Source organism: Bacillus sp. SIMBA_074 (assembly GCF_046534555.1).
GTDB classification, from domain to species: domain Bacteria; phylum Bacillota; class Bacilli; order Bacillales; family Bacillaceae_G; genus Bacillus_A; species Bacillus_A mycoides.
This window is the reverse complement of the sequence record NZ_JAWRYM010000308.1, coordinates 1-303: the sequence shown is the minus strand read 5'-3', so window position 1 is coordinate 303 and position 303 is coordinate 1. Positions and strand designations below refer to the sequence as shown.

The window sequence follows — 303 nt, the reverse complement described above, 5'->3', positions numbered from 1 at the left end:
CCGCTCACGCCCATCTTCTTCGCCCCGTACGAGGGAGAGCCGGGGTCGCTGCCGAAGAAGGCGCTGTCCACGACCGGGTCGAGGGGGGCCTCCCCCACGAAGACGTTGCCGCCGGTGACAGAGAGACCCGCCACCGACTGAGCGGTGCTCCCCGGCGATCCCATCAGTGCGAGCGCGTCGACCGTCACCGAGTGTCGTTCGAGCGCCATCAGTGCCGCCGTCGAGCCGTAGGAGTGGGCGAAGACGCTGAGGTACGGCTGATCGGAGGTGCGCAGAGCGCGGATGCCCTCCAGGGTGCGCTCC

General features: G+C 70.0%; 1 protein-coding gene. It reads right to left on the bottom strand.

The window, feature by feature from the left end; translation table 11 throughout:
• A partial coding sequence (locus SB773_RS30960) for an alpha/beta hydrolase (protein WP_410594077.1) occupies positions 1-303 on the bottom strand: 303 nt, incomplete at both ends.